The 24,319-nt window shown below is 71.3% G+C and carries 18 protein-coding genes and 2 pseudogenes; 11 read left to right on the top strand and 9 right to left on the bottom strand.

The genetic code is table 11. The features are described from left to right. Positions 1-4: 4 nt before the first annotated feature. Positions 5-748: an SDR family oxidoreductase gene (locus ACFVTF_RS13870; RefSeq protein ID WP_387813314.1), complete on the bottom strand. Its 744-nt coding sequence runs from the start codon at positions 746-748 to the stop codon at positions 5-7. Between the two features lie 442 nt (positions 749-1,190). Here ACFVTF_RS13870 and ACFVTF_RS13865 point away from each other — a divergent pair, with 442 nt between their 5' ends. The 3 genes from ACFVTF_RS13865 (at position 1,191) to ACFVTF_RS13855 (ending at position 3,968) form a co-directional block, all read left to right on the top strand. Beyond that, positions 1,191-2,258: an alpha/beta hydrolase gene (locus tag ACFVTF_RS13865; protein ID WP_387813311.1), complete on the top strand. Its 1,068-nt coding sequence runs from the start codon at positions 1,191-1,193 to the stop codon at positions 2,256-2,258. Between the two features lie 281 nt (positions 2,259-2,539). Further along, complete coding sequence (locus ACFVTF_RS13860; protein WP_387813308.1) at positions 2,540-3,331, top strand: hemerythrin domain-containing protein; 792 nt, start codon at positions 2,540-2,542, stop codon at positions 3,329-3,331. 229 nt (positions 3,332-3,560) lie between these two features. Beyond that, positions 3,561-3,968: a hypothetical protein gene (locus ACFVTF_RS13855; RefSeq protein WP_387813305.1), complete on the top strand. Its 408-nt coding sequence runs from the start codon at positions 3,561-3,563 to the stop codon at positions 3,966-3,968. 108 nt (positions 3,969-4,076) lie between these two features. Here the strand turns inward: ACFVTF_RS13855 and ACFVTF_RS13850 are convergent, their stop codons facing one another. Together ACFVTF_RS13850 and ACFVTF_RS13845 are read right to left on the bottom strand one after the other, a co-directional pair. Next, the gene (locus ACFVTF_RS13850; RefSeq protein ID WP_387813302.1) at positions 4,077-4,640 is read right to left on the bottom strand and encodes an FHA domain-containing protein; all 564 of its coding nucleotides are present in this window, start codon (positions 4,638-4,640) and stop codon (positions 4,077-4,079) included. Between the two features lie 169 nt (positions 4,641-4,809). Further along, positions 4,810-5,358, bottom strand: coding sequence for a DUF1697 domain-containing protein (locus tag ACFVTF_RS13845; protein WP_387813299.1), 549 nt, complete (start codon positions 5,356-5,358; stop codon positions 4,810-4,812). A gap of 65 nt (positions 5,359-5,423) precedes the next feature. Between ACFVTF_RS13845 and ACFVTF_RS13840 the strand changes: the two genes are divergently transcribed. Then, positions 5,424-5,894 carry a pyridoxamine 5'-phosphate oxidase family protein gene (locus ACFVTF_RS13840; RefSeq protein ID WP_387813296.1) on the top strand — a complete coding sequence of 157 codons (471 nt, stop codon included), beginning with the start codon at positions 5,424-5,426 and terminating at the stop codon, positions 5,892-5,894. A gap of 48 nt (positions 5,895-5,942) precedes the next feature. Here the strand turns inward: ACFVTF_RS13840 and ACFVTF_RS13835 are convergent, their stop codons facing one another. Then, positions 5,943-6,299: an arsenate reductase family protein gene (locus ACFVTF_RS13835; RefSeq protein WP_380374634.1), complete on the bottom strand. Its 357-nt coding sequence runs from the start codon at positions 6,297-6,299 to the stop codon at positions 5,943-5,945. A 170-nt stretch (positions 6,300-6,469) separates the two neighbouring features. On the opposite strand from ACFVTF_RS13835, the gene ACFVTF_RS13830 reads away from it, so the two are divergent. The 3 genes and pseudogenes from ACFVTF_RS13830 to ACFVTF_RS13820 all read left to right on the top strand — a co-directional run. After that, complete coding sequence (locus ACFVTF_RS13830; protein ID WP_387813292.1) at positions 6,470-7,687, top strand: cytochrome P450; 1,218 nt, start codon at positions 6,470-6,472, stop codon at positions 7,685-7,687. Between the two features lie 246 nt (positions 7,688-7,933). Then, positions 7,934-9,031, top strand: a complete 1,098-nt coding sequence (locus tag ACFVTF_RS13825) for a PP2C family protein-serine/threonine phosphatase (protein WP_387813290.1) — start codon at positions 7,934-7,936, stop codon at positions 9,029-9,031. A 269-nt stretch (positions 9,032-9,300) separates the two neighbouring features. After that, positions 9,301-9,447, top strand: a pseudogene (locus ACFVTF_RS13820) (hypothetical protein); the annotation flags it as partial. A gap of 86 nt (positions 9,448-9,533) precedes the next feature. Here ACFVTF_RS13820 and ACFVTF_RS13815 read toward each other — a convergent pair. The 4 genes and pseudogenes from ACFVTF_RS13815 to ACFVTF_RS13800 all read right to left on the bottom strand — a co-directional run. Next, positions 9,534-12,473, bottom strand: a pseudogene (locus tag ACFVTF_RS13815) (SdrD B-like domain-containing protein); the annotation flags it as partial. Between the two features lie 294 nt (positions 12,474-12,767). Further along, complete coding sequence (locus ACFVTF_RS13810; RefSeq protein ID WP_387813287.1) at positions 12,768-13,016, bottom strand: helix-turn-helix domain-containing protein; 249 nt, start codon at positions 13,014-13,016, stop codon at positions 12,768-12,770. Further along, a complete protein-coding gene (locus ACFVTF_RS13805) occupies positions 13,013-13,771 on the bottom strand; it encodes a hypothetical protein (protein ID WP_387813284.1) in 759 nt (252 codons plus the stop codon). Before ACFVTF_RS13805 ends, ACFVTF_RS13810 begins: the two co-directional genes overlap by 4 nt. Before the next feature lie 202 nt (positions 13,772-13,973). Then, complete coding sequence (locus ACFVTF_RS13800) at positions 13,974-14,135, bottom strand: hypothetical protein (RefSeq protein ID WP_363580917.1); 162 nt, start codon at positions 14,133-14,135, stop codon at positions 13,974-13,976. Positions 14,136-14,445: 310 nt separating this feature from the next. On the opposite strand from ACFVTF_RS13800, the gene ACFVTF_RS13795 reads away from it, so the two are divergent. Beyond that, positions 14,446-17,136, top strand: a complete 2,691-nt coding sequence (locus ACFVTF_RS13795; RefSeq protein ID WP_387813280.1) for a tetratricopeptide repeat protein — start codon at positions 14,446-14,448, stop codon at positions 17,134-17,136. A gap of 21 nt (positions 17,137-17,157) precedes the next feature. Here ACFVTF_RS13795 and ACFVTF_RS13790 read toward each other — a convergent pair whose 3' ends face one another. Further along, positions 17,158-18,069: a serine/threonine-protein kinase gene (locus ACFVTF_RS13790; protein WP_387813277.1), complete on the bottom strand. Its 912-nt coding sequence runs from the start codon at positions 18,067-18,069 to the stop codon at positions 17,158-17,160. A gap of 145 nt (positions 18,070-18,214) precedes the next feature. On the opposite strand from ACFVTF_RS13790, the gene ACFVTF_RS13785 reads away from it, so the two are divergent. The 3 genes from ACFVTF_RS13785 to ACFVTF_RS13775 are packed head-to-tail and all read left to right on the top strand — an operon-like array spanning position 18,215 to position 24,301. Beyond that, positions 18,215-19,729: a PD-(D/E)XK nuclease family protein gene (locus tag ACFVTF_RS13785; RefSeq protein WP_387813274.1), complete on the top strand. Its 1,515-nt coding sequence runs from the start codon at positions 18,215-18,217 to the stop codon at positions 19,727-19,729. Positions 19,730-19,746: 17 nt separating this feature from the next. Then, positions 19,747-20,841 carry a hypothetical protein gene (locus tag ACFVTF_RS13780; protein ID WP_387813271.1) on the top strand — a complete coding sequence of 365 codons (1,095 nt, stop codon included), beginning with the start codon at positions 19,747-19,749 and terminating at the stop codon, positions 20,839-20,841. Continuing rightward, positions 20,813-24,301: a hypothetical protein gene (locus ACFVTF_RS13775; protein WP_387813268.1), complete on the top strand. Its 3,489-nt coding sequence runs from the start codon at positions 20,813-20,815 to the stop codon at positions 24,299-24,301. The genes ACFVTF_RS13780 and ACFVTF_RS13775 overlap by 29 nt, the downstream gene beginning before the upstream one ends. Positions 24,302-24,319: the final 18 nt, after the last annotated feature.

The following is a 24,319-nucleotide window of genomic DNA, read 5'->3' as shown; positions in this document are numbered from 1 at the left end:
GGCCCTAACCCCGCCCGACGTACGGCATGGCGGTCGCCATCACGGTGGCGAACTGCACGTTGGCCTCCAACGGCAGTTCGGCCATGTGCCGGACGGTGCGGGCCACGTCGGCCACGTCCATGGTCGGCTCGACCGCGATCCGCCCGTCCGCCTGCCGCACCCCGGTGCTCATCGCGGCGGTCATGTCGGTCGCCGCGTTGCCGATGTCGATCTGCCCGCAGGCGATCCGGTACGGGCGGCCGTCCAGCGACAGCGACTTGGTCAGCCCGGTGACGGCGTGCTTGGTCGCGGTGTAGGCGATCGAGTTCGGGCGCGGGACGTGCGCCGAGATCGAGCCGTTGTTGATGATCCGGCCGCCCTGCGGGTCCTGCGCCTTCATCTGCCGGAACGCGGCCCGGGCGCAGAGGAACGCCCCGGTCAGGTTGAGGTCGACCACCGCCCGCCAGGCCTCGACCTCCAGGTCCTCCACCGGCACGGCCGCGCCGAAGGTGCCGGCGTTGTTGAACAGCAGGTCGACCCGGCCGAAGCGCTCGACGGCTCCGGCGAACAGCGCGTCCACCGCAGCCGGGTCGGTGACGTCGGTCGGCACCACCGCGGTCGGCGTGCCGAGCAGGTGGGCGGTCTCCCGCAGCGGCTCGGCCCGCCGGCCGGCCAGCACCAGCCGCCAGCCGGCCGCGGCCAGTTCGACCGCCACGGCCCGGCCGACTCCGCTCCCGGCTCCGGTGACGACGGCGATCTGCTGGGGCATGGCGTTCTCCTGGGTCTGCTCGGGTCTGCTCGGGTCTGCCGGGCTTCAGTTCCGGCTTCGGCTTCGGCTGGGCGCGGGTCGGTTGGGCGTGAGCCGATCGTTGCGGATGAGGGGGCCGCCGTCACTGGTCGAAGGCCCCAAAAATCGCACCCCCGGACAGGCCTCGGACCGTGCTCCCCGCCGTCCGGCCCCCGCCGACCGGGGGGAGTGGTGAAGGCCTTTACCTGATCGCGAACAAACATTGGATTTCCGGTGGCCACCGCGCAACCGGGCCACCCCGGTCCACGTCATAAGATCGCAGGAAGGCGCGCCACCGCGAGGGAGGACGCGCCACCACCCCGGGGACCGCACCAGCGCCGCGCCCCCGGTCTGTCCGGCCCCACCGGGGGGCCACAGCCCGGTCAGACGGACCGGGCGTGTCATCGGTCGGAGAGTCCTCACCGTGCTTAGGCAGTCGTCCCGTTCCCGCACCGTCCTGACCGGCGCCGCCGTGCTCGCCCTGGCCGCCTCGCTGGCGGCCTGCGGGAGTTCCGGTGGCGGGAAGGGGGACAGCGCCAAGGCGGCCGGCACCCCGGGTGCGACCGGCAGCAGCGCCACGGGGGGTTCGCCCGGTGCCGGTGGCGGCGGTACGCCCGCGCCCACCACCGCGGAGCCCGCGGCCGCCACCGGGAAGGTGCTGATGCCCACCGGCCCGGCCGCCACCCTGAGCAAGGCCCGGGACACCTCCGCCGGCCCGATCATGGTGACCACGGTGACCGGCGCGAAGTCCGGCGTCTCCGGCAAGGTCTGGGTCTGGCTGCCGCCCGAGTACAACGACCCCAAGTTCGCCAAGACCGGCTTCCCGGTGCTCACCCTCTTCGCGGGCGGCCAGAGCAACGGCTACAACACCTGGACCGACAACCAGCTGCCGATCCAGGAGGAGAACGAGCAGCTGGTCAAGGCGGGCAAGTCCCACCCGTTCATCATGATCATGCCGGTGCAGAACTTCAACAGCGACGAGCACAACGCGCTGGACTGCTCCGACATCCCGGGCCAGCCCAAGATGGGCACCTGGATGTCCCAGGACCTCCCGGACTTCGTCCGCGCCAACTTCCGCACCGTGAAGGGCCGCGACGGCTGGGGCGTGATGGGCGCCTCCACCGGCGGCTTCTGCAGCGCCAAGCTCGCCCTCCAGCACCCGGACGTCTACAAGGCCGCCGTCCCGATCGACGGCTACTACGTTCCCGACTCGGGGCTGTGGAAGGGCCACGACGCCGAGCGGCAGGCCAACAACCCCGACGTGCTGGTCGCCCAGGGCAAGGCCGACGTGAAGATGCTGGTCACCGCGGGCGGCGCCAACCCGTACGAGACCAAGCTGGTCAAGGGCTGGGTTGCCAAGGCGGCCCCGCCGGTGTCGCTGGAGTACTACGAGCAGCCCGGCGGCAAGCACCTGACCTCGGACTTCAAGAAGATGATCCCGGACACGCTGCAGTGGCTCACCAAGAACCTGGCGGGCCCGGAGGCCGACTGACCCCAGCCGCAGGGCGAGCCGTACGGCCGTCCGCACGGCGACCCGCAGGCCGTGGGCCCGGGGCACCCAGGTGCCCCGGGCCCACGGCGTTCCGGCAGCGCCCGGAGGCCGGGGAGGGCGGGCGCGGGGCGGCACCCGCGCAGCGCGGCTTCCCCGCGCGCATGCCTGTGACCTGCGCGTCAATCGGACATTGATTCACTTTTGATCGACTGTGAGCACCTTGGATGGGGCCGCTCCACCGGCTGGCCCCGCCCGCCCCACGACGTCGTGAAGAGAGTGCCATGCCGATCCATCTACTGCCCCAGCCGTCCCCCTCCGTGCCCGAGCAGGCGGGGTCCGGGGTCGACACCCGGGGCGCGGCCGTGCCCGTGCGGGCCGTCGGTGAGGAGCCGGTGACGGCCCGCTTCGCCGGACTGCGGCTGGTGCACGCCGCGCTGCGCCGGGACCTCGCCCGACTGCCCAACGCCCTGCGGCTGCTCCAGCCCGGCGAGGACGACGCCGGCGAGGCGCTGCTGCGGCACTGGAGCTTCGTGACCGCGATGCTGACCTGCCACCACGAGCAGCAGGACAGCCGGATCTGGCCGATCGTGCGCCGCTTCGCCCCCGAGCTGCGGCTGCTGCTCAACTGGCTGGAGGCGGACCATCACAACCTCGACCACTCGTTCACCCGGGTCACCACGCTGGTGCGGATCGCCAGCCGGGACACCGGCAGCGCCTGGCCGGTGGCGTACGCGATGGAGGACCTGGCGGCCCGGCTGGAGACGCACCTGCGGATCGAGGAGCGCCAGTTGCTGCCCCGGATGGAGCGGGTGGTCCCGGAGGGCTCCCGGCTCGGCGGCCTGGGCGAGCTGATGGACCTGCTGCGCTCGGCGGACGGCCCGGGGACGGCGGACGCGCTGGCCTGGCTGCTGGAGGGTGTGGAACCGGCTTTGGTGGAGCGGTTGTTGGCCGAGTGCGACGATGACGTGGCCCGCAACTGGCCGCACTGGCAGGCCACCTACCAGCGCTGCATGGCGCCGCTGTGGAGCCCGGCCGGTGCGCGGGGCAGCGACCTGGGCGGTGTCGCCGACTGACCGCCGGTCCTTTTCGCGGCCCGTCGATCTACGCGCGTGGCATACCCCATAGGCATATGCCGAGCCTTTCCGGAATCCGATCCCCGCAGTTCCAACTCCCCTCGTCCCCTAGGGGATTCGACCCATCGCCCTCGGGGTCGCGGCTGTTCGGGCGCTCCGGGGCCGGCCAGGGGGTGCGTACCGCCGACGGCCGATGGCGGCGCGCGTCCGTGCGCCTACCGTCGACGCCATGACCACAGCGAACACCCCGAACTCCCACCGAACCCGTGCCCGGCGCCGTTTCGGGCCCGCCGCCCACCGCCGGGCGCTCCTCGCCGCCGGCGCCGTCCTCACCCTCGGCGCCGGACTGACCGCCTGCGACGGCGGTGCCGCGCTCTGCCTCGACGACGACAGCTGCGACGTCGTCGTCCGCACCGATGACGCCGAGGCCGCCAAGTCCCTCCAGATCTTCGGCGGCGACCGCACCGTGAAGATGACCGTCAGCCACATCACCGACAGCACGGCCGAGGTGGCGGTCGGGGACGAACGGAAGACCGTCGGCAAGGGCGCCGAGACCGCGGTCGGCGCGGCGAAGGTCACCCTGCGCAAGGCGGACAAGGGCGACCGCTACGCCGAACTGCACGTCACCCGCGGCTGACGTTCACCGTCCGCCCGCCTGCACGTCCGCCCGCCCGCACGTCCGCCCGCCCGTGCGACGCCTCCCCGGTGCCCGCTCAGGCCCGTACCGGCCGGCCGAGGGCGCGACTCAGTCCGAGGCGAGCCGGAACTCCAGGTTCCCGAACCGGACCTGGTCGCCCGGCCGGACCCGCGCCCCGCCCGCGATCCGGCGCCCGTTCACGTGCGTGCCGTTGGTCGAGCCCAGGTCGTACAGCACCCAGCCGCCGTCCTCGCGCCGCAGTTCGGCGTGCCGTCGGGACACCGAGGCGTCGTGCAGCCGCAGCCCCGAGCCGGGGAACCGACCGATCGTCAACTGCCCGGCCCCGGTCTCCGGCAGGCTCAGCCCGGGCAGCCGTTCGGTGCGCCAGGCCCGGCGCAGCCGGTCCCCGAACGCGGAGACCCGGCCGACCGTCCGCAGCAGGAAGCGCTCGACCGGGCTCCCGGTCGGCAGCCCGGTCATCGCCTCGTCCAACTCGCCCCGGCTGGTGGCGTGCAGGACGATCTCCATCCGGCCGAGGAAGGTGTCGTGCGACAGCCGTCCGCTGCCCGCTCCGTCCTTGAGCACCCCGAGCGCCTGGTCCCGTTCGGCGTCCGAGGGGCGGACCGCGCCGGAGGGCCGGACGGCGCCGGTGCGGAACTCAGGAGACGTCATGGCCCGATTGTCGGCTCGGCCGGCTCGGACTGTCCAGATCACGCCGGGTGCCGGCGCACGGTGAGTACGTCACTGCACTCCAGACGCCCGGTGCGCCACCGCGGTTCCGGGCGGGCCGGGTGGCCGGCCGGTCGTGGGGGCCGGGGCGGGCGGAGCGGGGATCAGGAGGTCAGCCCTTCCGGGCGGCCGCCAGGATCTTCTCGGTGGTGTGCAGGAACCGGGAGGTGACCGCACCCCGGTAGGCCTTGCCGAACAGTTCCCCGGTGACCCACCTGCCGTCCCGCAGGTGGACCACCACGTACGCGGCGCCCGGGTCGGCGCCGACCACCTCGTGGTCGCCCTTCGGCGAGAGGCGGGGGAGGGCGAGGTCGGCGGGCAGCGGCTCGGAGAGGAAGGCCACCACCAGCCGGACGTCGGGCGTCACCTCGACGCCCTTGAACGGCTCGGCGGCCAGCAGCGCGGCCACCTCGTCGACCGTCCGCAGCAGCGTGGGCACCGGGTAGCCGAGGGAGCGTTCCAGGTGCTCCTCGATGCGCCGGGTGAGGGCGGCGCGGTCCGGCTCGTCGGTGCTGAAGAAGACGTTGCCGCTCTGGATGTAGGAGCGCACGCCCCCGAGCCCCAACTCGGCGAAGAGCGCCCGCAGCCGCTCCATCCGCACCGTCCGGCCGCCGACGTTGATCGCCCGCAGGAACGCGATGTACGTGGTCGTGGTGGTCACTCCGCCAGTCTGGCACCGGCCCCTGACACCCGGCGGTTGTCGGTGCCCGGTGCCAGACTGGCGCCATGGCGACCTGGCAGGATTTCGAGCAGCAGGCACCCGAGCTGGCCCCCCTCGTGCGGGCCCGGTTCGAAGCCGAGAAGCACCACGTCCTGGCGACGCTGCGCAAGGACGGTTCGCCCCGGGTGAGCGGTACGGAGGTCGCCTTCGTCGGCGCCGACCTGATGCTCGGGTCGATGCACGGCTCGGCCAAGGCGCGCGACCTCCAGCGGGACGGCCGCTTCGCGCTGCACGCCCACCCGGGGGACGAGACGATGGCCGGCGGGGACTCCAAGGTCTCCGGCCGCGCGGTCGAGATCACCGACGAGGCCGAACTGTCCGCCTACGCGGCCGATCTGCCCGAGCCGCCGCCGACCGCCTTCCACGCCTTCCGGCTGGACCTGGAGCAGGTGGTGCACACCGCCGTGGGGGAGGGCCACCTGTGGATCCTCAACTGGCACCCGGGCCGGCCGGTGCAGCGGATCCAGCTGCACTGACCGGCCCCGGACGCGTCGGACACCCCGGAGGCTCCGGACGCGGCGCTGCTACGGCAGGACGGACTTGACCGCCTCGGGGGTGCGGGCCACGACGGCGTGGCCGTCGTCCGCGGTGATGATCGGGCGCTGGATCAGGATCGGGTGCTCGGCCATCGCCGCGATCCAGCGGTCCCGGTCCGCCGGCTCCCGGGTCCACTTCCGCATCCCCAGGTCCTTGGCGACCTGCTCGTCGATGCGGGTGATGTCCCATGGCTCCAGGCCGAGCCGCTCCAGCACCTGCTCCAGCTCGGCCGCGGTCGGCGGGTCCTCCAGGTAGCGCCGCACGGTGTACTCGGCCCCCACGGCCTCCAGCTCGCCGAGCGCCGACCGACACTTGCCGCAGCGCGGGTTGATCCAGATCTCCATACCGGCAACCCTACCGAGCCCCCCGACGGCCGGGCGCCAACCCGCCCGGCCCGGAGCCCCGGCCGGACGCGCACCCGGGCCGGCCCCGGTACCCCCGCCGGACGGGAACTCCGCCGCACCCTCCGGTGGTTCACGCAGCAGGAACGTGGCCACTGGGAGGGGAGCACCGGATGGACGGCGCGGCGATCATCGAGGAACTGCTGACCAGCGAGGGCCGGGCCGACCCGTACCCGCTGTACGCGCGGGCACACGCGCTGGGCGCGGCGGCGCCCGCCGGGCCGGACACCTTCCTGGTGGCCGGCCACGCCGCGGCCGACAAGGTGCTGCGCACCCCCGCCTTCGCCGTCGCGACCGCCGACATGATGGCGGAGCTGACCCCGGAGTTCGCCGAGCACCCGTCGCTGGCGCTGTTCGGCCGCTCGATCCTGCAGCGCAACGCGCCCGACCACCCCCGGGTCCGCTCGCTGATCGCCTCGGTCTTCACCGCCCGCCGGGTGGCCGCGCTGCGCCCGGCGGTGGAGGCGGCGGTCGCCGGGCTGCTGGACGAGATGGCCGAGCAGGGCGCCGACGGCTCGCCGGTGGACTTCATGGACGCCTTCGCCTTCCGGCTGCCGGTCGGGGTGATCTGCGAACTGCTCGGCGTCCCCGAGCGGGACCGCTACCGCTTCCGCGACCTCGCCTCCGACCTCACCGTCGCCCTGGAGTTCATCGACGACCGCTCCGAGCTCACCGCGGCGGACGAGGCCGCCGACGAACTGGCCGGCTACTTCACCGAGCTGGCCGCCGAGCGCCTCGCCCGCCCGCAGGACGACCTGGTCACCGACCTGGCCCGGATCGCCGTCGACGACCCGGAGCGGCTGCCCGCCCGGGAGCTGCTGGCCAACCTGGTGCTGCTGCTGGTGGCCGGCTTCGAGACCACCACCAACCTGCTCGGCAACGGCCTGGCCCTGCTGTTCCGCCACCCGGAGACGGCCGCCGGGCTGCGCAGCGGCGCGATCACCCCGGCCGGGTTCACCGACGAGGTGCTGCGCTTCGACTCCCCGGTCCAGCTCACCTCCCGGGTGGCGCTGGCCGAGGGGCTGGCCGTCGACGGGCTGCCCGTGCCGGTCGGCAACGTGGCGCTCCTGCTGCTCGGCGCGGCCAACCACGACCCGGCCCGGTACGACCGCCCGGAGGTGTTCGACCCGACCCGCCGGGACAGCCAGCCGCTGAGCTTCGGCGGCGGCCCGCACTACTGCCTGGGCGCCCAGCTGGCCCGGCTGGAGGCCGAGGTCGCGGTGCCCGCCCTGCTCGACCGCTTCCCCCGGCTGGCCCCGGGCGGCGTGCCGGCCCGGCGGGACCGCCTGGTCCTGCGCGGCTTCGAGACCCTGCCGGTGATCGTCCGCTGACGACCGTCCCGCCGCTGACCACCCGCCGGCCCGGTCGCCGCTGACCGTCCGCCGCTCCTGCTGCCGGCCCGTCCGCCGGCCGGGGCGGGGCCGGTCACCGTCCGCCGACCGGCCCTGACGCCCCGCTTCCGGGCCCGGTCGGCCCCGGAAACCGGGACGTTCGGCCATTCGTGGCCGGGTGCTCCGTGGGAGAGCATGGAGGGACGAACCGGTCATACCGGACCGGTCGGCCAGGAGGACCCCACCGTGCCCGTAGCACCCCGCCCGGAGCATCCGGCGGCCGTGGAACCCCGGGCACCGCGCTGGGTGCCCTGGCTGCCGGTGCTCCTCCTGCTGCTCGACCTGGCCGCCGAGGCGATCGTCCCGGACGCCGTCGCGGCCGGCTTCCTGCTGACCGCGCTGCCCGTGGTGGCGGCGTTCAGCTACGGCCCGGTGCTGACCGCCACCACCACGGTCGGCGCCCTGGCGCTGCAACTGGTGCTGGCCGTGCGGGCGGGCCACATCGACGAGCAGCACCACGTCTGGGTCTACATCGCCACGCTGCTCTCCGGGGTGATGGGCACCGCCCTGTCCTGGCAGCGGACCCGGCAGAACCGCACCCTGCTGCAAGCCCGTACCGTCGCCGAGACCCTGCAGCGCACCGTGCTGCGCCCGGTGCCCGAGCGGGCGGGCGGCCTGCGGGTGGCCGGCCTCTACCGCCCGGCCCAGGCCGAGGTCCTGGTCGGCGGGGACCTGTACGAGGTGTGCGACACCCGCTTCGGCGTCCGGGTGCTGCTCGGCGACGTCCGGGGCAAGGGCCTCGGCGCCGTCCGTACGGTGGCCGACGTGCTCGGCGCCTTCCGGGCGACCGCGCACGACACCCCCGACCTGGTCGACCTCGCCGACCAGCTGGACCGTGCCGTCCTGCGCGACGCCGCCGACCGGGGCGACGACGAGCTGTTCGTCACCGCCGTCCTGCTGCAGTACCGGCCGGGCTCCGACTGCGTGGAGATCGTCAACCGTGGCCACACCACCCCGCTGCTGCTCACCGGGCACACCATCACCCCGGTGTCCTGCACGGACGAACTCCCGCTCGGCCTGGCCCACCTCGGGCCCCCCGACGAGCGCGGCAAGCCGACCGCCGTCGCGCTGCCCCCGGGCCACACCGTCCTGCTCTACACCGACGGCGTGAGCGAGGCCCGGGACGCCACCGGCGCCTTCTACCCGCTGGCCCCCCGCCTGGCCGGCCTCGGCACCACCTCGCCCGACCGGCTGGTCTCCTTCCTGGCCCAGGACGTCCACGAGTACGCCGGCCTGCTCGCCGACGACCTCGCCGTCCTGGCGCTGACCCCGGAGCGCCCGTAGGCCTTCGCCGGGTGGACTCCTGAAGCCCGAGCCCCCGGTTACCAGCCCTGCCCTCCTGCCTGCCATCCCCGCCCGGCCGCCTCCGCCAACGCGCCAGTGGCGCCGCTGGGGGCGGCGCCACTGGCGCGTCGGTCTGATGTTCAGTTGTCCGTCGCCGGTGTCAGCTGTGTCGTCCGGGCCGGCGGTAGACCACCGCGCACAGCGCCAGACCGCCCAGGACGGCCAGGGCGCCGAGGGCTGCGATCAGCGCGTCGGGCGCCGAGCCGCCGGTGTTGGGCAGCGTCCCGCCGCTCGCCGACGGACTCGTGCTGTGGGTCGGGCCGGTGGTCGGGGACGTACTGCCGGATGGGGTCGCGGTCGGCGAGGGGGACGTCGACGGCGACGGCGAGGGCGAGGACGTCGGCGACGGGGACGACGTCGGGGACGGCGAGGAGGTCGGGGACGGCGACGGGGACGGCGACGGTGACCCGGTGGGGGTGGTCGGCAGGATCACGCCCATGTCGAGGTCGAGGTCGCGCTGCCCTCCGCTGAGCGTGACGGTCTGGGTGATGCCGGTGACCGGGTCGGCGTCCGAGTCCTTGGCCGGATCGGTGCCGACGCCCCGCTTGGTGACGACGGCGCCGGCGGGCAGGGTGGACAGGTCGAACTGCACCGCGTAGCTGCCGTCGGGCAGGTGGTCGAAGAGGTAGTGGCCGTTCTGGTCGGTCACCGTGGTGACCGGCTTGCCGTTCTTGTCGCGGACGGGCTGGCCGTTGCCGTCGAGCAGCTTCACGGTGACGCCGGCGATGCCCGGGTCGCCGGGCTTCTGGATGCCGGAGCCGTCCACGTCCTGCCAGACGAAGTCGCCGAGCGCGTTGTCGGAGGGCTTGACCTGCTTGACGGCGACGCCGACCTTGGCCGGCTCGGCGGGCAGCAGCTGGCGGCCGCTGGCGTCGGTGGCGGTGAAGGCGAAGCTGTTCCAGGCGTACTCCCCGTCGGGGGCGTCCACCGAGGCGACCATGGGCCAGGTCAGGGTGAAGGCCTCGCCGGAGGCCAGGCTGCCGGGGCGGCGGACCCGGAACCAGGTGGCCGTTCCCGGGCCGGGGAAGGTGCTGCTCCAGGTGGCGCCGGCGTTGCAGCCGGTCCGGTTGACCAGGGCGGCGTCGACGCACGGGTTGGGGTCGGTGGTGTACTCGATCCCCACGGTCGGGTCGCTGGTGGTGATCGGCTGGCTCAGCGACGGGGTCCAGGCACTGCCGCGCGGAGCGTCCTGGGTGAGGACGTAGTTGTCGCCCGGGGTGGGGAGCCTGTCGTAGGCGATGAAGTCGGTGACCGGGTCGGGCGAGTCGTTGCGGACGGTCATCCGGTAGGAGATCCGGCCGCCGGGGGTGGCGCTGCCGATGCTGACGTAGTCGGCGTCCAGGTCGCCCATGACCTCCTTGTACGAGCGCAGCACGCTCGGCACGTCCACCTGGATCCGGGAGGAGTCGTGGCACATCAGCTCGGAGGTGTCGCCGTTGCCGTTGAGGTCCAGCAGGTCCGGGACGCCGCTGTCGGAGCCGGAAAACATGCAGGCGACCGGCGCGGTCGGGTGGTCGACGGTGACGTAGAGGTCGTTGGTCAGCTCGCCGGAGCGGATGCTGCTGGCGACCTGGACGTCGAAGAGCATCCGGTAGGCCAGCGCGTCGTGCAGGTACATCATGTCGGGCGCGCCGGGCGGCCATTCCATCCTGACGATCTGGCGGCCGTCCGGGCCGGGGGTGACGGTGATCGACTGGGGGGCCTTGGCGTCCGGGTAGCCCGGGTCGGGCCGGGCCGAGCCCTCGACGTAGACGACACCGGCCGGGAGCACGTCGTACAGCACGAGCGGGCGGGTCAGGTCGCGACCGCTGCGGTTGTACGGGATCACCTGGAAGGTCGCCATGCCGCCGGGCGCGGACAGCTCGCCGGCGACGGTGGTCTTGGCCGCGCCCAGGTTGGTGGCGGCGGTGACGGTGGTCGAGGCGCAGGCGTTGGCGGCGGAGGTGCTGGTGCCGTCGCCGGCGGTGGTGTCCAGACAGTTGGTCAGCGGGCTGGGGGCCGGGCGCCCGTCGTGGCCGGGGGTGACGACCTGGGCGATCACCTGCACCGAGTTGCCCGGGCTCCAGCCGGTCGGGATGGGGCCGTCCCAGGTGAACCGGAGGCCGTCGAGCCGGCGGCCGGCCGGGATGCCCAGCTCGTCGCGGGCCGGGTCGCCGGCGCCCTGGACGAAGGTGATCCGGCGGGTGGTGGAGCCGTCCAGCGGGCTGGACGGGCTGAAGGTCAGCCAGGTCGGGTCGCCGTCGAGGCGGTACTGCAGGGTGAGCCCGATGCTGGTCGGGTTCCACGGCTCCAGCTGGAGGGACTGCGGGAAGAGCCAGTTGTACAGGCCGTCGGTGGTGCCGGCACCGGGGTCGGTCATGGTCAGGCTGGTGGCCGGGCCGGAGGTGTTGGTGGCCGACAGGCTGAAGGAGTTGATGTCGCCGGAGGTGACGCCGTCGCGCCACACCTTGCCGGCGGTCACCATCACACCGGTGGCCGGGGGCCGGAACTGGCCGGTGGTGGTGCCGGCGGTGTCGAGCTTGCGCTCGGTGTCCGGCCCGATCGGGTCGCCGTACAGGTCCACGGTGTTGTCGGAGGTCGTCCCGTCCGGGAAGTCGGCCTCCGGGTAGTTGACGACCAGCACGCCCGGCAGCCGGCAGCCGCCGCGCCCGTTGCCGGAGCGGAACTCCCCGATGTCGTAGCCCCAGGTGTTGGGGCCGGGCGCGACCTGGCTCCAGCCGGGCGAGCGTCCGGTGTCCACCACCGCGCCGGGCGGCAGGGTGTCCAGCAGCCGGCTGGTGTCCAGGTCGACGTTGGGCACCAGGTCGGTGGCGCAGGCACTGAACTGGTAGGTGACGGTGCGTCCGTCGCTGCTGGAGGTCTGGATGCCCTTGGTCACCGTGTACTGCGGCTGCACCTGGGCCTTGGTGTCGGCCGTGGCGGTCTGGCTGGGCTCACCGGTGGCCGTCATGGTGGCCGAGTTGGTGGAGGCCGCCCCGTCGGGGGTGGTGAAGTTCGGGTACTTCATCGTCACCGTGATGGTGGCGGTGGTACCCGGGCTGAGGTCCTTGAGCCTGATGTCCATGGCGCCGCCCATCGCACCCGCCGCGGGCACCGTGGAGGCGGCCTGGTCCACCGAGGAGGGGTCGGGCGTCCAGCCGAGGAACTGCATGTTCGACGGCAGGGTGTCGGCGATCCGCCCGTTGGTGCACTCGGTGATGGAGCAGGTGTACCGGAGGGTGTAGGTGACGTTCTCCCCCGGGGAGGCGGTCGCCTTGTCGACGGATTTGGTGAAAGAGATCGCGGCCTGGGCCGGCGGCGCCAGCACGCTGCTGCCGAGCAGCGAACCGGCCAGCAGGGCCAGCACCGAGGCGATCCGCCCGGTCCGGAAGTGAATGCGCATTTCGGAAGTTCATCCGACCGTCCGACCGTCCCTCCCCCGACGCAACGCACACCCCCCCACTTTCACCCGATCGGCCCCACCCGCCGACAGGGCCCCGCAAGAAGCAATCGAGAGGCCCACCGCGCATCACGACGGGCTGAAGTGGCGGGAGCTTTCGTGCTGACTACGTCTGTGCAGGTCAGCGATCTCGCTGACCTGCACAGACGCAAGCTACCTACCCGGGCTCCCGTAGGCCGGAGAGCCCTTTGCGGATCGTCGTACAACTCAAACTCGCGCGGGTGAGGTGGCTCGGGCTCAGCCGCCTTGTTCCAGTGTGTACACGGCACGTTCGTCAACGCCGATGGCTCGCATGAGTTCGACGGTGGGAACGCGGTAGCGGGTGCCGATCCGCAAGATCTTGCACGGGAAGGCATCCTGACGGGCCAACCGGTAGGCGGTCGTCAGGCAGATGCCCAGGGCCCGGGCAGCGGTCGGCACGTCGACCACGACCGGCAGGTTGAAGGCCTCCATGAAGCTCAGCTGGCCGTGCTTCGCGGGGCTCACAGGTGCCTCGCGCCTCGGTGAGGGGAGACGCTGTTGGCGTGGCGCTGCCGCTTGACATGCCGCGTCCGGTGGTTGAGTTGCTGCCGCTCGGCCTCCTCGGTGAGTGCGGTCAGGGCCTGTCGGCTCAGGCGCTCGGGGGAGATGGTGAAGCGCAGCTGGGCCCGCAGTCCGCCGACCCGTTCGTGCCGGGTGACCTCGACCTGGGGCTGCTGTACCTGGTCGTCCTCCTCCGGTCCGTCGTACGCCGTCGTGCAGCCGCTCTCGTCCGCCAACTGCTCCAGCGTGGCACACGCGGTTTCGTGCCACCCCGCCCGCGCCAGCCGCCACGCCCTGCTGCATACGGCCTTGAGCAGGTCGTCGACCGACAGCGCCGACGGCGGTTCGCCGGTCCGCAGACCCTCCAGAAGGCCCAGCACCATCTCCGCCTCCACATCGGCTCGGTCGGCCCGCATCCGGCGGCAGATGCGGAAGGCGGTTCCGGTCAGCCTCGGGAGGGCCAACCAGATCAGCAGGAGTCGCCACTCCTCCGCAGGCCCGTGCTCGGTCTGCGCAGCACGCAGGGCCGCCCGCCAGATCTCGGTGACCAGCGCGGGATCCTGGACCGTCCCGTAGATGGCGTCGCGCGCTTGAGCGGGGCTCAGCAGGACCGGCGTCTCGCCGTCCGGGTGGACGGTCAGCCGGACCTCCTGTGCCCGCGGGTTGTCGAAGTACCGTGCTACGGCAGCGAACACGCTGCTGGTGCCGGCAACGGTCAAGGTGCAGTCCTCTCTTGCCGCCCGCCTGGACTCGGCGCGGCTGTCCTGTGGAACTGTTGCTGAGTGGTACCGAGAACTACGCAGTGGTACCGCGTGTTAGCCCGTGAACTAGGCGGGCTGAAACGGTAGGAAGGGCGAAAGGCCCTCCCGGAGGGGTGCCCACCCGTCGGCGGGCACCCCGATTGGGCCTGGGCCGGAGGTCTCAGACCTCCGGCGGTGACGGGTTGTCCGGAGCGGGGTCGGGCAGCGCTGCCGGCGCCGGCGGCAGCTCCTTCTCGCGGGTCCGACGCTTGGCGGTCGGCGGGAACCCGCCGGAGGTCCGCTTGGTGCGACCCCCTCGGCGGGCGGGCAGGCGGTTGCTCATGGTTTCGTCCTTCCTTTTCTGACATTTCCGTGGTCGAGCCGTCGTCGCCGGGTTCGGCGAGCGACTGACGTCATGGTGCCCAGCCGGCGAGGAGCTCGGTGGGCGCGGAACTGAGGAAACTCTGAGTTCGATCTGAGGGGGCGCGAAGTAGCACAACCGTGTAAACCGATGCTCGGAAACGCACAGATCCCTGTGGTGCCACAGCTCTGGCCGAGACGATCACCGTGAAGCGGAGGAGTCGAACATGGATGGACGAGTGCTTGGGGTGGTGAGTGTCGGGCCATCAAATCCATCGAGTAGTCCGACCGTAATGGGATCCACAAAGCCGGCAGCCCTGTTCGCCTTGCTGGTGACGTCGCCGGGCGGCCGGTGTCCCGCGCGCGAGGTATTCGCCTGCCTGTGGCCTGCGGAGGAGTTCGGGCGGGATCGGCTGGACCAGGTCATGACCGTGCTGCGGAAGGCATTGGGGCTGGGGAAGGAATCGCTGCGCATGGAATCGGGAATCTGTTCCATTTATCTACCGAGGGATCGGATTGATCTCTACCGCTTCCGAGACCAGGTGCAGCACGCGGAAAGGCTGTTCGGGAAAGACAGGGTCGATGCTCTGGCCGCGGCCCTGGGTGAGTGGAGCGACCTGGTTCCGCTGAGCGGCCTGAAGGGGGAATGGGCCTCACAGCGCCGGGCGAAGCTGCGGCGGGAACGGCGGGCAGTGGTGGAAGCCCAGCTGGAGACCGCTCGGCGGGCTGGAATGGAGGACTGGCTGCGTACGGAGACGGACCGGTGGTACCGCAGCCTGCCGGAGGAGGACTGGCCCTTGCGGTACTACCTGATCGCACATGGTCGCTCACTGACGTCGGCGGGACTGAAGAGGGTGATCAGGGAATGGAAGAGTCGCTTCAGGCGTCCGGACGAGGGACTGCAGGCCGTCATCGACGAGTTGCAGGGGAATGCGCCACGGTCCGGCGTCACCGCGCTGACCTCCGTGCCGAGTCAGTTGCCGCCTCCCGGGCGATCGGCGCTGGGCCGTGACGGGGTGATCCGTGAAGTGGTGGCGGCGGTGCTGCAGCAGCAGGACTCAGGCCGGCCGACCGTGGCCGTGATCTGCGGCATGCCCGGGATCGGGAAGAGTCTGGTGGTGAACCGCGTGGCGCATCGGCTGAGGGAGGCGTTCCCGGACGGGGTGCTCTACGCCGAACTCGGCGGATTTCCGGGGGAAGGAGAGCAGCCGGCCGATCCCGAGCGCATCATCGACAAGTTCCTGGCGGAGTTCCCGCTGCCCTACTCGCCGGTTGGATTGGAGCAGAAGAGTGCGGCGCTGCGCTCGGTGTTGGCGGGCCGCTCCGTGCTTATCGTGCTCGACGACGCCTGGGACGACGAGCAGGTGCTGCCGTTGCTGCCGGGGACCGGGCCCAGCGCGGTGCTGATCACCAGCCGCCGGAGGCCGGAAATGCTCCGTGCCCGCCAGGAGGTGAAGCTCTGGGCTCTGGGCGAACTCGACGACGAGGCCGCCGCGGAGCTGCTTCAGGAAGACATCTCCCTATCCGATCGCCGGATGTTCACCCAGGAGGTCGAGGATCTCGTCGAGGTGTGCGGCGGCAACCCATTGGCGCTGACCGTGACCGCTCGGCGTTTGGAAGGTCGTCCGGCCAGGGCGATCCGCCACCTGCGCGAACAACTCGCGAAGGAGGAGGGACGGCTCGACGCCCTGGAACACCCGCCGGCCCGCCTGTCCGTTCGGGCGGCCTTGGCCTGCTCGGTGAACGCCCTGTCCGAAGAAGCCAGTTGTCTGCTCTGGCAGCTCGCGGTGCATCCTGGGCCGTCGATCGGCTGGGATGCGGTGATGGATCTCGGTTCAGCGGCCGAGAGCGTCCACCCCGACCGGGCGGTGGAGGAGTTGCGGGCGGCGCATCTGGTGGAGTTGCAGTCGGGCCGGTACCGCCTGCACAACCTGGTGCGGACCTTCGCCCGCCAACAGGTGAGACCTCCGGCCCTGACCTCGTCGCCCAGGTTCGAGGAAGCCACCGTCTGGCAGATCCTGGAACACCAACTGCACTACGTCTGGGCCTGCGACCGGTGGCTGGACAGGCAGCGGTGGCTGCCGGTCGGCGAGCCGGAAGGCATTACGGTGGTCCAGCCCGAGGACCTGGAGCGGGCGCTGGCCCTCCTCGACGACGAGTACGAAGCAGCCATGCGCGGAGTCGAATTGTCGATAGAGCGCGGAAGCCGACGCCACATGTGGCTGCTGCCGATGGCCTTGGTCACCTACCAATGGCGTCGCCATCGCTTCGAGGACGCCCAGCGGGGTCTCACGTGGGCCAGCGAGGCCGCAGAGCGGGACGACGCACCCCCGGTCGATCAGGCCATGATCTTCCGGATGCTTGCGGGGACCCGCTGGCGTCAGGGTCGCTTCGAGATCGCCGCCAACCATCTGTCCCGTGCCGTGCTGCTGAGCAAGCAGGACAGCAGCCCGAGCGGGCGGCTGAGCCTGGCCCGATCCCTGCACACCCTGGCGCTCACCCGCCGCAAACAGGGACAGGAGACGGACGCGGAGCAGTGCCATCGGTCGGCGCTGGAGCTGTACCGGGAGCTGGCCGACGACGCGGGGGCGGCGGCCGCGTTGAACGGATTGGGGACGCTCTACCACGACCGAGGGGAGCACGACGAAGCCCTCAGACTCTGCAACGAGGCGCTCGACCTGGTACGTCGGACGGCGGACCGCAGCGGCCGGGCCGACGTGCTGCGCACCCTGGCCGGAGTCCGATTCGCACTGGGTGAGAGGGAGGCGTCGCTGGTGCTGTTCCAGCAGGCCGTCGACATCTACCGCGATCTGGGCTCGTGGACCGATGAGGACAGGGCGCTGTGCTTGCATACCGACGCCCTGGTGGCTCTGGGCCGGACGGCCGAGGCGGTGTCGGCACTGGAACGCGTGTTGGTGCTGCGCGAGCTGATGGGCGGAGCGGATCTCCGGGAGGTGCGCGAACGCCTGGAGTCACTGCGGTGACGGCCCGGGGCCGTCACCGCCTCACCACCTGGGCGGCCGGGTCCGGTAGTACTCCGTCGGGTCGGGCCGGAGCGGCTTCACGGGTCGGGGCCCGTCGACCGTGGGCAGGTGCGGGCGGAGGCATTCGAACACCTCACGCACCGAGGCGGGGCGCTTCTCCGCCGTGAACTCCACCATCGAGAGGGCGAGTGCGGTGAAAGGCTTTGGCACGAGGGCGAGTCGATCCGCAGGCAGGACGACCGGAGGGATGGCGGTGATCCCCGTCCTCGTCCCACCGTAGGGGAGTTGCATGACGGTCATCTCCAGGAGTAGGCAGCCGAGTGCGAAGACGTCGGCCCGCGCGGTCACTCCGTCGGCGGTCGCGGTGAGTTGTTCGGGGGGCGCGTAGCCGATCGTGCCGCAGCCGTGCCGGGTGCCCTGGCGGGCCAGCACGCTGAGCCCGAGATCGAGCAGCCGTACTCGCCCGGAGTGCTCCACCATGACGTTCTCGGGCTTCAGATCACGGTGGACGAATCCCTTGCGGTGGACATCGTCCAGGATTTCGCAGAGTTGGCCGATGATTGAGGCCACGGTGGCTACATCCTTGATCGGCCGGAAATTCGTCATCAGGTCATACAGCAGGACGCCGTCGACGTACTCCATGACGATGCATCGCCGGCCTTGGTAGTCGCCCATTCCGAACAACTGCAGCGTTCCGCCCGGACCGTCGGAGACCAGGTGACTGAAGACCCCTTCACGGGTGAGTTCACGTGCAAGCTCAGCGAAGCTCCGATCCGATTCGAACTCCTGCTCCCGCTGGATCTTGATGGCCACCGGCTCCCCGGTTCCCAGGCCATGGGCGAGATAGAGATCTCCCTGGGCACCCCCGCCGATATGTTCGATCAATTCGTAATGGTCTTCGATTTCGCCAAACTTCTTGATCCGTCGCGTCATGGTCGTCTTTCCGTCCTGTCGCCGTTCGGAGTCCGGCTGATTTCCGAGCATGTCAGCAGGGCTCCGGTTTCACAGATATGGAGCAATAATGCCTGATTCATGGCTACCCCCGGACGGGGTTCGCCGTGTTTCCAACGTCATCAGGGTGTCGGTCGGCATGTTCAAGGGTGGCGACTTCCGCTGTCCGGCCGCTGACGCGCTCAAAGCGCGCGGATACCAGCCGGTACAGGCCGGCCGTCGGCGCCAAGAGCGGTTGGAACAGTTCGCCTTCGGCCCCTTCATGGCCGCATGTGACGCCCTCAGCCGGCCTACGGGCGAGCCCACCGAGGAACCGCGGTCCGCGAAGCCGCTGCATGATGGCCTGCGTCAGTGGACAGCGCACGCGGTGGCGAGTTACACCGCCGCCTTTCCGGAGGACCCGGATCTCCTACTGTCGGACGTGAAAACTCCTTGGCGCTACAGCCACTTGGTGACCGGCGCCAGCTCCTCAGGTGCGGACGAGTACCACCTGACGGTCTGGGGCCGGTGCTTGCAGTCCCGTGACGGCACGGTGCGCGAACTGCGTTTGCCTGTCAATCGTTTGGGACGGCAGCGTCCGCCGGAAAGCTTCGTCGCGGCGGCTGCTCTGGTGCTCGCCGAGGGTGCCCCCGGACCACCGCCGGAGCGCGTGCGGATTGTTGAATTCGCACTGCTGGACGGCCGGGTCCGCCCGCTCTTCGATGGCACCCGGGAGGAGTCGCTCGCGCACTACCGCGCACACGGCCGCGCCGCGTTGACCGCGCTGCTGGACGGCCAGGAGTACCGCCCGGGCGCCTCCTGCACTGACTGCCCGTACGCTTCCGCCTGTCCGGTGCTGCGCCGCGCTCCCGGCCTGCTGGGGGTCGACGAGCCGGGACGGACCAGGCGTTGGTGGTCCGTCACCAATGGTCGGAACTACAGGGCTTGCCCGGCCCGCGATCACATGCGTCGGCTGCACCTGCCGGCCGCGGACGACGTCGAGCACGCCGCGGCGGTCGATCGTGGCCGCGCCCTGCACGCGTACCTCGCCGAGCGCCACGGCGGTGGTCCGCCGCGCCCGTGCACGGTGAAGGTCCCCGAGCAGTGGGTGCCCGAGGGATTCGAACTGCCCGAGCCCGAGCGGGCGCTCGGCGCGAAGCTGCTGCGCGGCCATGCCGCGGTCTGTCCGATGCGGCTGGTCCGGGACACCACCGATGTCCGCAACGAGCCGCGGGTGGTGCGCCACGACACCGCCGCTGACGTGGTGGTGGTCGCCAGGCCCGACCTGCTCTACCGGGACGGTGGTGCCTGGGTGTGGCGCGAGACCAAGACGGCGGCGCGCGACCGGTCCTTCGATCGCCCGCTGTTGGAGCAGTACCCGCAACTGGCCTTGGCCGTGTTGCTGCTCGCCCGCGGCGACCTGGCCGGCACGTCGGACCGGGCCCGGATCGAGTTCGAGGTGCTGCGGCCGGGCGGCGCGGACTTGGAGATCATCGATCCGTTCGTCCTGGAAGTACGGGCCGCGGCCGAGCAGGTCGTGCGCGGGCTGGTGGACCGCTGGCTTCGGGACGAGGACTACGCGCCACGTCCCGGACCGGCCTGCACCCGGTGCGAGACGGCGCGATGGTGCTCCAGCGGACCGGCTTTCCAGGCGGCTCGATGACGTCGGACGGAGTCGCATTGCTCCGCGAACTCGCGGAAGTCGTTTGCGAGTTGGGGGAGGAGGTCGGTCTCAGGTCGTTCCTGTTGCCCTACCCGTCCGCTGCGCAGCGGGTACTGGACCGGATGGTGCTGCACTGTATGGGCCTCGGTCTGGCGCCTCCGAAGAGCCTGCCGGAGCTGATCGAGTGGTGTCGTTGCACGCCGGTCGGCGACCGGCCTTTCGAGGTCCCACCAGCGCTGGTCTTCCCGGACGCGGCCCTGGTCGACCGGAACGGTTTGCTGCCCACCCGCACCTGCCTTGAGCTGGCCTCCGCGGGCGCGGAGGGTGGTCCGGAGAAGACCGCTCGCGTGCTGCTGAGCGAGCTGGCTGGCCGGTGCGGCTCGATGGAGCGGTTTCACAAGAGCCGGCGGTTCCTGGCACTGAATCCGGTGGTGCGTCATGGAGACCGCTTCCAGCGCAGTTGGAGCAAGGAGATCTGGTCTCGGGTCAAGGACCTCTACCGTCCCGTGCCGGAGTCTCTGACCGTCGAGGGCACCCTGTTGCGCTGTGGTACTTGCCGGCTGCCGGCCCTGCTGGGGGGACGTCGGGTGCCGGACCAGGGGGCGGTGTCCGGGCCGGATACCTGGTGCGAGGGCGAGAGCTGCCCGGATGGGATCCCGATGGAGCTGATCCGCACGACGGACGGCGTCCTGCTGCTGGACAGGCCGTTGCGGGCCTTCCTGTCGCTCCCGTTCCGGTTGGAGCGGGCGGTCCTGGCCGACCTGGACCGCGCGGCCGTCGGCTACCAGACCCTGCCGGATGAGCTGAGTGCGTACCGGCTCGAGGGCGCCGGGCTGCCGGTCCGCCAACTACACATTCATGACCGGGTTCAGCCTGCGCTGTTGGCTGAGCGGTTCAGCGGCGCGACGGGGCCGGTCCTGGTGGTGGTGCCGGAGGGCCTCGCCGGCGTCGTCCGGTACCGGAACGCCTTCACCCAGGCGCTGTCCGCCCCGGAACAGGTCCTGCTGACCGGGCCGGGCGATCTGGTCGCCCGGCTCCGTGGTGAACGAGCCTTCGACGAGACAGAGATGAGAGGAGAAGGAAGTGCGCAGTCTGACGCCGATCCTGCATAGGACGGTTCGGGAGCTCCAACATTACGCCCGACCGAAGTTGCCCGGACCGACGGCGGAGTTCCTTTGCCAGGTCGAACTCGGCCTGTACCTCCAACACCGGCTGACGCCGGAGGCTCCGGCAGGCCACGCCTGGGTGCTGTTCAGCGGGTACGGGTTCGCCAAGGCCTATCAGGTTCCGCTGCCGCCGGATGCCGATCGAACCCTCAAAGTCGCCAGGTATTCACTCTGGACCCTGGCCCGGCGCAGGGCCTGGCGGGAGGCTTTGGAGCGCTACCAGCAGCTGGACCCGGCGCTACGCGGTTACGACGTGGCGAACGCCGACACCGAGGCGGTCCGCCGGGAGGTCTCGGTGGGAACGGAGCGGTGGCTGACCTACGACCAGCTGCTGTCGGTGGCACCGCCCTTGGCGGGTCGGAGGCTCCCGGTCGCCGGTCCGGGGCCGCACGCCTTCCCGGTCGGCCGCTCGCTGGCGGTGGTTGACCTGCCGGAGGTCTCCCCGGCGCCCATGGTGGCCCACGACGTGGACCTGGTCCCGGCCGGCGGGGGTGAGCCGCTGACCTTCCGGTTGAAGGACCTGGCACGCACCGCAGCCGTGATGGACGCCGTGGACCGGCGCTTCGACAAGGCAAAGGACCTGAGCTGGGTGGGGCGGTTGCGAGGGTTCGAGATGTCCACGGCGAAGCTCGGTGTCTTCCGGGGGTCCGAGAAGTTCACCGTGGACGGGATCCAGCACCTGCTTGGCATCGTCGGGGCGGGCAAGAGCACGCTGCGGGACATTATCGCGGTCCACTTGGCCAGGCACCGGAGGCGGACCACCGTCGTGGTCTCCGACGTGGCCGAGGTCCTGAAGCTGGTCGAGCTCTACAACCGGTACACCGGTGGCGCGGCGGCGCCGGTGCTCGGCTCCTCCGGTCGGGAGCGCCACGCCCAGCGGCTGCACCGCAGACTGGCCGGCCGCGGCGAACACCGACTGCTGGCGCACGACGACCCGGCCTTCGCCTACCTGGGGACGTCCTGCGTGCTGAACCTCAAGCTGCGCGGCGGGAGCGGTGAGCCACTCGCCTTCGGCGAGTCGCCGTGCAGCCGGCTACGTCCACCGTCCGACCCGCACCGGCGGACCGGGCGGGCCCACGCCTCGGAGTGGCAGAAACAGAACCTGGCCTGCCCGTACTGGTCCGCCTGCCCCCGGCACCATGGCGCGCGGGCCCTGGTCGAGGCGGCCATCTGGGTCGCCACGCTGCCCAGTCTGATCGACTCCGCGCCACCGTACCCGCAGAACGGGGAACGCATCCGCTACCTCGAACTCGCCTGCCGACGCAGCGATCTGGTGATCATCGACGAGGCCGACCGGATCCAGATGCAACTTGACCAGACCTTCGCCCCCGCGGTGCTGCTGGCCGCCGACAAGGAACGGGGGTTGATCGACTGGCTGAGCCGCCACAAGATCCGCGAACTCGCCGCGAGCGGTCGCACCCAATTGTCCGACCGAGACGTGGCGATCTTCTCCGCAGCGCTCAACACCGTCGTGGCGGCGACCGACCGGCTGCACGCCATGCTGGTGGCCCAGTATCCACTGCGCCAATGGGTGGGGCGCGGCTACTTCAGCGCCTGGACGCTCCAGTTGGACATCCTCGACGAGCGCTTCCCCCTGCCCGAGGACGCGGCTGAGGACCACCCGCACCGTGCCCCGCTGGAGAAGCTCCAGAACCTACTGGAGACCTTCCGCGACAACCCGTTCGGCGACCGCGCCCGGCACACCGAGGTGGACTTCTCGCACCTCACGGTGCTGCTCAACGAGCTGCTGCACACCGGGAACCCGGAGCGGACCCGGGCCCGCTTGCTGGCCGTCGTGAAGTCACTGCTCCAGCTCGATGAGGCCTTCATGGCCAAGAAAGAGGCGGAGTACCAGGAACGGTTCGCAGCCTGGCAGGCGAAGCAGGAGGCGCGGCAGTGCCGGCAGCGCAGCGGCAAGCGTGTCGGCAAGGAGGCCTCGCCGCCGCAGACCCCCGGGCAATGGTGCGACAGCATGGCCGATCGGTTCGAACTCACCTTGTTGTTGAGCGCCCTGGAACCGCGCCTGGCGCTGATCAACGCCATGTGGCCGCGGGTCGAAGCCGCACTCAGTCTGGGCTTCAGCGAGATGTACCGACGGCCGAACGACTACGCCCCGATGGTGCCCGAGGCGCCGATGGGAAACGTGCTCGGCTTTCAGTTCCTGGTGCACGGCGAGGACGGCGAAGGGGTCCGTAGCGGGGAGCTGACCTTCTTCCGGTGCAGCGGGGTCGGCCGTGAACTGCTGCGGATCATGCCCGGCTTGGCCGCGGTCGACGGTCGGCCCGGTGCCCACGTGCTGCTCATGTCCGGCAGCAGTTGGGCGGGGCAGTCCAGCCGCTACCACATCCAGGTTCCGGTCGGCGTGGTGATCGAGCCGCCGCCGGAGGCGATGGAGCGGATCGCCGCCGAGAGCGGGATGCGCTTCGAGTTCATCGACGACGATCAGGGGAAGTTGCGCGTATCGGGCAGCGCTCCGGCGGAGCGGCCGGCCAAGCTGCGCCGCATCGCGACCTGGCTCGGCGCCAGCGCGGACGACATCGAGGACGGCGGGCCGCTGGAGAAAGAACTGCTGTCGCTCCCGCCGGAGCGCGACCAGATCCTGCTGCTGGTGGGCAGCTACCAAGAGGCACGTGTGGTGGCGGACACCCTGCACAACCTCAACAAGCGCTGGCGGAACAAGGTGCTCTGCCTCGTCTCGGATGACGAGGAGATCGATGAGGAGGACGAGGCCCCGTCCGCGCAGCGAGCCCGGACCCTGCGCCGGGGCGACGTCGAACGCCTGCGGGACCTCCAAGCGGACATCCTGGTGGCGCCGCTGCTCTCGGTGGAACGCGGGCACAACATCCTCAACCGCAGGGACGAGGCGGCCATCGGGTCGGTCTACTTTCTCGCCCGTCCGAACCCGCACCCCGACGACCTGTCGCTGGCGGTGCATGCCGTCAACGACTGGATCGTGCGGGCCCAGGAGGATGGACGGTTCGGGGAGTGGGTGCGCAGCGGGAACAGTTTGGAGGCAGGCGCCGAAGCGGTCCGCCGGGAGGCGAGGTCATGCTGGTACAGGGTTCTGCAGCGGTCCATGGCGTGGAGCCGGCTCAACGAGGACCGCGCGCAGGTCACCTGGGACATCCTGGTGTTGATGTGGCAGGTCATCGGTCGGCTCGTGCGTGGCGGTGTCCCGGCTCGTGTGGTCTTCGTGGACGCGGCCTTCGCCCCGAACCGCGCGTCGTGTCCGCCGGCCGCGGACACGGCGAAGTCCAGCCTGCTGCACAGCATCCTTGAGGTCCTCGATCCGTACTTCCAGGACGGGGCGACACCTGCCGACCACGAATTCATCGTCCGTGCCCTCTACCAGCCGCTGTGGCGCATGCTCGGTCGCTGCCTGGCCCAGCCGCTGCCAGCAACCTGAGGATGCACCAGTCGTCGA

Origin of the sequence: Kitasatospora sp. NPDC057940, from assembly GCF_042887425.1 — a bacterium.
Classification (GTDB): domain Bacteria; phylum Actinomycetota; class Actinomycetes; order Streptomycetales; family Streptomycetaceae; genus Kitasatospora.
The sequence above is the reverse complement of the archived record's forward strand: the minus strand, read 5'-3'. Positions and strand labels throughout refer to the sequence as shown.